We start from the raw sequence: 9,198 nt of genomic DNA, 5'->3' as shown, positions 1-9,198 counted from the left end.
ATCTAAGGTGATTGTCGAGAGGTTCGGGTACCGCAAAATCAATCGCATGCAGAAGCTTTGCCTGCCGCGCAAAAAACTTACCACCAAGTGGACGTATCCAAGCTATTGCTTGGGAGCAATTGAGAGTCGCACCGCAGAAATAGCAAGTCGGTTTGCCACAGTGCACCATCCCTGCGGCGTATCAGTGAGCAAATATCCAACAAGCGAAAACCGCTTTGTGCCATGAAATGCAGAACGTCGAAGACGAGCGGGCAGTCCTTGTTGATCGACAGGAGCGACGATTCCAACAGGATGACCTCCGCATGTTGCACTGCCTTCGAGCCCCCCTTCAAGACTTCCAATTCATAGCCTTGCACGTCGAGCTTTAAGAAGTTTGGGTTTGGCCACCCGCGGCTGGCTATAAGCGAATCGAGAGTCACTTGATTTTTTTCGACGTAATTTCTTTTATATGGGCTCAATTCCTCAAAGACCGAGCTGCCCGTCTCCATTTCAACAAAGCGCACGTTTGTGCCAGTCTGTGGGCCAAGCAATGCTAGCTCGTATGAGACGCCGGCGCCAAGTTCAACGCATGCCCGTTTGAGATTGCCGATCTTGTTCTGCTGCGCCTCGACCATGAGCACCTCGGCGTCTGGGAAAACGGTTCGGCACATTCTTGTCCAGTCGCCAACGTATGCACCGATGTCAATGATGCTTGTCGGCAACCAGCCTTGCCGCTTGAGAAACTCCAGAGATTCTTTCACTCCGCTCGGGGTTTGATTGTCAAAGAACCGTCCAAAATGGGCGATGTTCCGCCGGAGCGGCGCCGGGGTACGATCTCGAAGCCGGCGGGCAAGCGCGCGTAGCATTGTGAAGCCTTAAGTCATTGACTGTGTAACGTTGATGCGACAACAGCTCGCCACAGGCGGCTGGCGATTCAGCCACAAAGTCGCGCGAAGGCACATCCGAGGTGTATGGGCAGTTGTTGATATGCAGATTGATTGCCACCGGACTGTCGCACGTCGATCGTGCCAGTGCGGACGTACATATTGTGCATTACATGTCCTGCTAACCTTGCATGTCCACTTGCGCGCAACTTTGCCTCGGCGGCGGCGCTCGCCACGACTCGGGCATGCAGCGCGCGGCATTGTCACGGGCAGCGCGCAACTGGTCCTTGACACGATAGATCCAGCGCGGATACACCCTCCTGGCGAGCAGGCGGGCAACGGCCGGATCGTCGCCCACTTCCAACATGTATTGCTTGAAACGATCGTATGCTTGCCAGTCGCGACGCCAATGGGCTTCCCAGGCAAGTTGTGTCGATCGTTTGAGCACGGTGCGACGCATCAAGGCGCGCGCATCTGTGTCTAGCCACTGTGCCTTGTGCAGCCAGGGCTCGAAGATATTCTCCCACGTTCCCGCGCGCAAGCAACGTACGCCCCATTCACTGTAGGCCTGGCTACGAACGTTGTCATTTCGCCAGTTGACTTGTGGGAGCCATCGTCGTACGGCAGCTTCGACGTTCTTGGCGATCAAAGCGAACTTACGCGCGCTCAACGAGCCGGGCTGGAGTCGATAAAAGTACAGGGGCTGGGCCACACGAGTAAAACGAAAGCGCAATGAAGCGCGCAGCCAAAAATCATAATCCTCTGCTCCAAAAAGATTTTCGTCGTAGCCATTGAGTGCGGTCGTCACCTCACGGCGATAGAGAAAGCACGCGCCGATGCGGTTCATGATGTGCAAGTCGTCTGCCGAGCCTGCCTCGGACACTTCGATCGGCGTCCCATACTGATTAACGTTCGTACGGTCCGTACAAACGACCGATACGCTGGGAGTTTGCCGCAGCACCGCAAGCATTTCGGCGAGCGCGCGCGGATGATACCAATTATCATCCGAGGTCCAGGTGTGGAACTCTCCCTTGGCGAACGCAAATCCGTCGTTCAGCGCGCCGGGCAGTGTCCGATTCTTGGACAAGTGGATGGCCGTTATCCTAGGGTCTCGGTTGGTCCATCGATTGACGATCGTGGCAGTGCTATCCGTTGACGCGTCGTTAACGACGATCATTTCCCAATCTTGCCAGGTCTGGCGGACTACCGACATAATCGACTGGTCGATATAGCGGCTGCCATTGTGCGTGGGCAACACAATGGAAATGGTTGGAGTCTGTGATTTGGAATGGGGTGCGTGTTCGGTCATGACGCTCTGTTCGGCCGGCGGCGACGTAATCGGTGCGTCAGCGATACTACCGATTGGTAGGCCCGCGGCCCCAACATGCAAGCCACAGCGGATTTCGTCAACGGAAGAGGATTGAAAAACGGCCAAAGCCGCAGCGCGCGCGTTATCTTCTTGAGCGCTCGCCATCCTTCGCCATGTTTGAAAAACCAGTCGGCATGACGGCGGAGCACCGCCGCATAAGCTATACCCCAGATTACACGGCCGCTTATGCCGCGACCAAACGTATAGCGATGTTTGGCAAAATAGATGTCGTTACCGAGGAAGTCGCGTTCTACGCTGGCGAGCGTTTGTGGACGGCAGCATCGATACCAAACAACCGGCTTGGGGTGATGCGCGAAGCCGAATCGTAGCATCACGCGCAGCCACAAATCGTGGTCTTCTCCCATCTGTAAGCTCTCGTCGAACATGCCAACTTCGTTCAAGGCCGCGCGACGCACCATTACGCCGCTACAGACGGGCAAGTGCTGCTCCCGGAAATATTCCTTCAGATAAGTCTCACGCCGTATGACGTCTCCTTCGATCCAAGTTCGCCCCATGCTTTCGTTGCATAGGACCGCGGCTCCCAACACGATCATGCAGCTTTCATTTGCGACCATGATCGCGGCCTGTTCTTCGACCCGTCGCGGCAGCCATTTGTCGTCGGCGTCGAGGAAAGCCAGAATCGGGGCGGTCGATGCGCGGATCGCTGCGTTACGCGCTGCGCTGACGCCGCGGTTCTGCTGCCGAATGAGACGGATCAACGGATGGTTCACATACTTATCGGCGACTAAGTCGCCTGATCCGTCTGTTGAGCCATCGTCGACGATTACGATTTCATCGGGTGGACTCGACTGTGCCAACATACTTTCGATGGCGTCAAGAACCGTGTCGCGCTTGTTGTAGAGCGGCATGATGCCCGCGACTTTTGGCCGCCAGTCGGCGCTGGCGACGTCGTCTGCAGGCATCACTTGTATATCGTTGGACGCCATCACGATCCTGCCGGCATGAAACAAGGCTAATTGATCGAGGTCAAGAATAGACAGGCGATGGCGCTAGCGATGCGCGACTTATTCTTCCCAAAACACGCGGCGCGATCGTTGGTTGACGGTCGTATTGATGAATCACATTTACGATGGCGCCATCATGATTCCGCAACAATCCGTCAGCAGGCATCGCGAGTTCTTGCTCTGGTACGGTCCCGAGTGTAAGCACCGGTCCGGTCCAATTGGTGTAATGGGCGAGGTCGGGAATAGCGTCAGTGTGAACCAGGTAATTATGTATGCCCTGATCGTATCCCATAAAGCCGACGCGAATCGTTAATTCCTTTGTCATGGCAGCCAAGTAACCGAGCACACCCGACGTTGTGCCGATCGTGACGCCCGAGCAATATACAGGCCGATGGCTGAGCTTCTGGAAAACCTTCTTGCCAAAACCATCGATGATCCACTGGCTGTTAAAGTAATCGTCCCCGATGCGAGCCAACGATTCCTGAAAGGCGCACATTGCGCCGCGCATCGGAAAGTCGAAGGGATCGCGCTGAAACACGACGTCGCGTACGTCGGTTAGCAAGACCTTTTCAAAACGGCCATTGGTATTCTCCAGGTACGTCGCATAGAGAAAGTATCGGCTGGCCGCGCAATGCCAGAGGCGCGTCACAAATGAGCGAACCTTTGTCGATGGCGACGCGGGACAAAAAGTGCGAATTGCGCGGGCGACAAGCCGGCGAGTCGTTTGCGCGCCTCGAAAGTGCCGGATCGAGTGAAAAGGAATTGTGCGACAATCGTGCGCATGCAGGAAGCGCTTGGTATCGCCCGAAAGTCTGTCGACAAAGAACGTGACTTCGCCGTTGAAGTCGGTCGCGCGCAGAGAAGTAACGAAGGGGGCGAGCTGGTCGATCGAATAGTTGGCGCATAAGCCGAGGATGACGTTCGACATGGTCAGTAATGTCTCAGGAAGGACTAGAGTTGGTCGGCATGCGATGCGAAGACTTTTCCGGCACGAACGGCCGGGCATTTCAGACGGAAAACAAACTTAAGAGGGAATCGCGACAAAATTCGAAGAACAACTTTCGCAAAACTGTTCGACGCCAAGCAAGTGTGGGTCTTCATCAGGAAACAATGGCAAATGTGCGACCGAATAGCTGTGCGATACAAATAGGCCGTACAGCTTCGTGCGGTCGTCGCTTCCCAAGCTCTCGAAAATTACGCAGGGTCGTATCTCCTTCAGTGTCCGAGAGGCGCCGAGTAGAACCTGGTATTCCGCGCCTTCGGTATCGATTTTTACCAGCACGTTCCGACCGACAAATGAAGCCAAGAAGTCATCCAGCGTTTTCTGGGGGACCGTCTGCACGGTCGTCAAGTACTTCTGCTGCAGGTCGTGCTGTGCATCCTTGTCTGTCGATCCCAACCACGTGTCTGTCTCGGGATACCATAATTCGACAGTTCCTGGCGTCGCGCCGAGCGCACATTCTTCTAATCGTGGGGTAAGCGCGTTCAGGCGACAGGTCTCACGCAAGTACGAGTGGCAAGATGGATTGGGTTCGAAGCTGAGCGTCTCGATGTTATGCGACAGAAATAGCAGGGAGTGCGTGCCGTAGTTGGCGCCGATATCGACAAATAAGTTCGGTCGCCGCTTCGATGTCAGGATCGCCGCATAGGTCTGTTTAACTTCGACGTCATGCCCGACGATTGATAGCGCGCAGTCCCAGTCCAGCCACATGCGTTCGGCGGTCATTGGTAAGACGATGTGTCGCCCTGCGAAGACTATATTCCAGACGTCGGGGCGAAATGATGGTTGCCGTCCGCGAAATATCTTGGCAAATGATTCGTGAATAGTGCCCCTACTGCGTGGCCCTAGTCGGCTGTAGACTGCGTTAAGACCTCGCCGTGTCGCACGATTGCAGGCGAGCGCGCGGATGAACGAACGTGTCGATCGGCGCGACAACTCTCGAGCGCGTCGTGCGCAGCGTCGCAACAGGGATGGCTTCGCAACCACAAGTACGTTGACAGCGGATTCGTTGGTCGCAGGCACCTCAGTAGCAGGTACTGTGGCACTAGAGACGCTTGCGGTGTGGTTCGTCATGATCAAAGTTAGGTGTGAAGGTCAGAGGCTTGCAGCGACCGCCACATGGCCCGGCGGCGATTAGTCGCCGGGCGGGCTTACTCCGGCCAGTTGTTGAACCGGCGCCGCGTGTGCACCAGCGCCAAGTCCCGAAATCGTACTTTTCACGATGCGCCGCAGGCTGGGGTCCAGGCATACGACGAAGGGCACATACAGAGCCATGCCGCCCAAACCGGTGCCGAAGAATGACGCCCAAGTGGTTATCGGTGGTAGCAGCCATCGTCCAAGGAGCCACACGCCGGAGATGTACGCGGCAGCTACCGTCGGCAGAGTCCAGGAGCGCCATGAATACTTGGCAATCGGAACGCGCGCCGCGCGGCAGGCGATGACGATCACTCCGACACTCTGCACAACCGATGCCACAGTCGCTGCCGTGGCTACACCGATGATGCCCAGCGGACCGATTAACGCCACACCCAGGGTCACCACCAATGCTCCTTGTACCAGCGTGAGCACAAAGAGCGGGGCCACCTTGCCGAGGCCTTCCAGAATGCGGGCACTCATCGCTTGCGCCAGTACAAGGGCCAACGGCATCGCGAATACCACTAGCGCCGGATAGCACTGCTGGGCGTACGTCGTTCCCATCCATAGCGCGATGAACTGTCGTCCCAGCAGGATAAGGCCCACTTGAATCGGCACCGCCATGTAAAGCAAATACCTTGTGCCGGTCACAAGCAGGCGAGCGATGGCAGTCTCAGCACCCAAGGCGTCCCACCTACTGACTGTTGGCGTGAGGACGGCTATGGCCGTCCGCAACCCGTCGCCGGCCTGATTCGACAGGCTACAGGCGATGCCAAAGTACGTAACCGCGGTGGGTGTCAGGAATGCGCCCACGATTAAAGGATTGCTCTCGGTGGCAATCCGATAGGCGATGTAAGTCAAAAACACATAACCGCTGTATCCGCGGATGGCACGTAACGTCTCGCGGTCGACGAACCGCCAGCCGAACCGTAAGCCAGGCAAGTAGCGATACGCGGCCGCAGTCGAGCAAACATGATCCAACAACGATCCGCACGTAATGGCCAGACCGATTGTCAACAGACTGCCATCGTAGTGGACGCATGCTACTAGTAGTACATTCCGCACTATCAGGCTTGATATTCTGACAGCGTTGACTATCGGATATTGCCCCAATCCGACGAGCACGGTTTTGTAAAGTCCCAACGGGAAGGCAATGGCCAGGTTCGCGCCCAGCACGACCAAAAGCCAGCGCATCTCGTCAGCCACAGTCTGGTCGACTCCGAAAGGGCGCGCCCAGAAGATGGCCAACGCCGAGGTCGTTAGCAGCAGCACGACCCCCACGCAACCAAAGATGAACAGACTAGTGCTGAAGATGCGGTTGATCGCGTCCTGATCGTGCAATCCGTCGAACCTGGATACGTAGCGCACGACCGACGCGCCCACACCTAGTTCGGCCAGGGCCATGTAGGCGACAACCGAATTGACCAGTAACCACGCGCCATAGCGATTGTCGCCAAGCCCATGTACCAGGATTGGCGACACGAAGAAGACGACTACTACGGTCGAGGCAAAGTATAGCGCATTCGTAATCGCATTGATCACGAGTCGCCGATGCTCGCGGCTGGCCAGACCTGTCATATCTCCAAGCTTCTGTACAGATGTGATGCCGTCATGGCGCAACTCGACAAATCAGGATATACAATGGTCGGCGAGCACCATTGTCGTGACCTGTCCGTCAGAGAACGTGTGATCCGAACTATTTCGCGAGTCGCAACCAAGGCTCAGTAACTGCAACGTTTGTGCCATGTATGAGCTTACGCTGATGAACTTGTGTCTCGGAGGCAGCAACGACGACCGACTGATGGTCACGCCTTTTTCGCCACAACCCACGTAGTAACTGGCAGCCTGGGATGGTTTGACATGGCCGCCCAGTGAAACGGGTGCCATCGCGCGTCGGGAACCCCCAGATAACGAAGACCCAAAGACATAACAATGAAGACGTATGGATTTCCCCACCCGGCAGCATCGACGATCGTTGCGGAGCTCGGACAGAGCAGGCGAAGTGCGTCGGGACTGAATCGCCAAAAATCGCTTGGCGCGCCATGAACCGGGTTCATAAAGCACGTGGTGTGGATCGCCACTCCGCCAGGCTTCAGCACGCGAAATGTTTCGGCAACCGCGACATAAGGGTCTCCCTCGACATGCTCCAGGACCTGATCGCTGACGACAAAATCGAATTCGTCGTCGGGATAGGGAAGCGATAGGATGTTTACGGCTGGATAGTTAGCCTCGACAATTTGCGAGGTCGGCATTCCGAGAGACTCGCAAAGCGCGATGGAATGGCTAATCGACAACACTCGTGCGCTGGCCGGCACGCCCGGCATTATTTGCGACAAATGGTTGTACATATAGTAGCGCGTGATATGTGGCCCTTGTCGCTGTCCGAGCATTGAGAGCTTCAAAAGGCCGGATAACATATTTGTCGCAAGCCGTAGCCGCATCGGTCTGACCTTCAGTTAGGCATTGTATTGAACGACGCCGGTGCGCTGTTGTCGGCTGATCTGAACCTGGTCCAAGCTTCGTGAACTGCCCGTAGCGGGTCGAGCCAAGTTGCCTTTGCCAAAAGGTATGTGCCTGCCACGTAGCGCCTCTCTCGGAATGCAATCTCACTGAATCGATAAGCGATCACTGCCTTCCGTTTGCGAATGCTCTGGCGGCTATAGGGATACCGTGCGCATGCTTTCGCGAGGACTCGATCCACGTTCAGCCACAGTGCGGGCTTGAGCGACTTCTGGCCGTCATGTAGCCGATATTTGTATCCGCAATGCGGCACATGCTCGGCCGGAAAAGATTCCAGAACGCGCAGCCACATGTCGTGATCTTCGGCATGTCCAAGCGTCTCGTTGAAAACCCCCACCCGATTGAACGCCAGACGACGCACCATCACGCCGGCGGGAACAAAGCATTGCTCGAGAAGCAAATCGTCGGGCTTGATGCGTGGGCGGTGCGGCTCCGGAAATTGCGGTCCAATGATGCTGCCATCGGAGTTGACGAAGTATCCCTTGTCATAGACCAGCCCTAGGTCGGGTCGCCGCTGCATTGCCTGGGCCAATGCCGACAGGTGCCCTGGCATCCACAGATCGTCGGCGTCGAGGAACGCTATGAGCGGTTGCGTCGCAGCCCGCAAGCAACGATTGCGCGCACAAGAAGCCGAGCGGTTTTCGTGCAGCTCTCTTACCAACAGTTGGACATGCGGCGCATACGAGGCGACGATTTCCGGGCTTCCGTCATGGGATCCGTCGTCGGCAACGAGCACTTCGAGAGGCCCGTCATACTCCTGTGCTAGCACGCTGTCGAGCGTCTCGCGTAGGTACTTAGCGGCGTTGTAACAGGGAATAACGACCGAGACGCCTAGCATTTAGAAAACTCCTTTACTCCCTCATCGTCTTCGCGGGTGTTTTCCGTGCTGATTACGTCTTCGTGTAACAATGGGCGACGGCCGACTGGCGCCTCGACAAGTGATGCAAAGAGAGTGGCTAAAGTTTGGCCTACTGGCTGCACATCGAACCGCCGCTGCGCGGCCGGCACATAGCCGACGGCATCCGCCTTCCAGGAGTCTTCCAATGCCCGCCGCAGCGCATCGGCAAGCGCCGCTGGATCGTTCGCCGGCACCATCACGGATGGAGAATTGCTGAGAACCTCTCGCAGCCCGATGCAGTCGGTTCCCAAGACCGGCACGCCGGATACCATTGCCTCCATCGGCAATATTGGGCAGGCTTCCCAAAGCGACGGCATGACAAGAAGGTCCAATTCCTGCAGAATCGGTGCAACGTTGGCAACTTGTTCGAGGAAGGTAATGCGACCCTTCAGTTCGGGCCGCTTGGTAACCTCGGCCTGATACTCCCGAGAGAAGTCCCCAGATCCTAC

General features: G+C 56.5%; 9 protein-coding genes. All 9 read right to left on the bottom strand.

From position 1 onward, the window contains the following. Positions 1–77: 77 nt before the first annotated feature. Positions 78–740 carry an FkbM family methyltransferase gene (locus VGG64_13440; GenBank protein HEY1600605.1) on the bottom strand — a complete coding sequence of 221 codons (663 nt, stop codon included), beginning with the start codon at positions 738–740 and terminating at the stop codon, positions 78–80. 304 nt (positions 741–1,044) lie between these two features. Beyond that, a complete protein-coding gene (locus VGG64_13435; protein ID HEY1600604.1) occupies positions 1,045–2,172 on the bottom strand; it encodes a glycosyltransferase family A protein in 1,128 nt (375 codons plus the stop codon). After that, positions 2,169–3,155, bottom strand: a complete 987-nt coding sequence (locus VGG64_13430; protein HEY1600603.1) for a glycosyltransferase family A protein — start codon at positions 3,153–3,155, stop codon at positions 2,169–2,171. Before VGG64_13430 ends, VGG64_13435 begins: the two co-directional genes overlap by 4 nt. Positions 3,156–3,219: 64 nt before the next feature. Further along, a complete protein-coding gene (locus VGG64_13425; protein HEY1600602.1) occupies positions 3,220–4,125 on the bottom strand; it encodes a hypothetical protein in 906 nt (301 codons plus the stop codon). Between the two features lie 96 nt (positions 4,126–4,221). Continuing rightward, positions 4,222–4,923 (bottom strand): FkbM family methyltransferase, encoded by a 702-nt coding sequence (locus tag VGG64_13420; GenBank protein ID HEY1600601.1) that lies wholly within the window; start codon positions 4,921–4,923, stop codon positions 4,222–4,224. Between the two features lie 408 nt (positions 4,924–5,331). Beyond that, positions 5,332–6,909: a polysaccharide biosynthesis C-terminal domain-containing protein gene (locus VGG64_13415; protein ID HEY1600600.1), complete on the bottom strand. Its 1,578-nt coding sequence runs from the start codon at positions 6,907–6,909 to the stop codon at positions 5,332–5,334. Positions 6,910–7,136: 227 nt separating this feature from the next. After that, positions 7,137–7,583 carry a methyltransferase domain-containing protein gene (locus VGG64_13410; protein ID HEY1600599.1) on the bottom strand — a complete coding sequence of 149 codons (447 nt, stop codon included), beginning with the start codon at positions 7,581–7,583 and terminating at the stop codon, positions 7,137–7,139. Positions 7,584–7,783: 200 nt separating this feature from the next. Next, on the bottom strand, positions 7,784–8,689 hold the full coding sequence (locus VGG64_13405) for a glycosyltransferase (GenBank protein HEY1600598.1): 906 nt from the start codon (positions 8,687–8,689) through the stop codon (positions 7,784–7,786). Beyond that, positions 8,683–9,198, bottom strand: a 516-nt coding sequence (locus VGG64_13400) for a glycosyltransferase family 4 protein (protein HEY1600597.1), incomplete at its 5' end; no start/stop codon positions are given. The genes VGG64_13405 and VGG64_13400, both read right to left, overlap by 7 nt.

The sequence above is a fragment of the Pirellulales bacterium genome (assembly GCA_036490175.1).
Lineage (GTDB): Bacteria > Planctomycetota > Planctomycetia > Pirellulales > JACPPG01 > JACPPG01.
The sequence above is the reverse complement of the archived record's forward strand: the minus strand, read 5'-3'. Positions and strand labels throughout refer to the sequence as shown.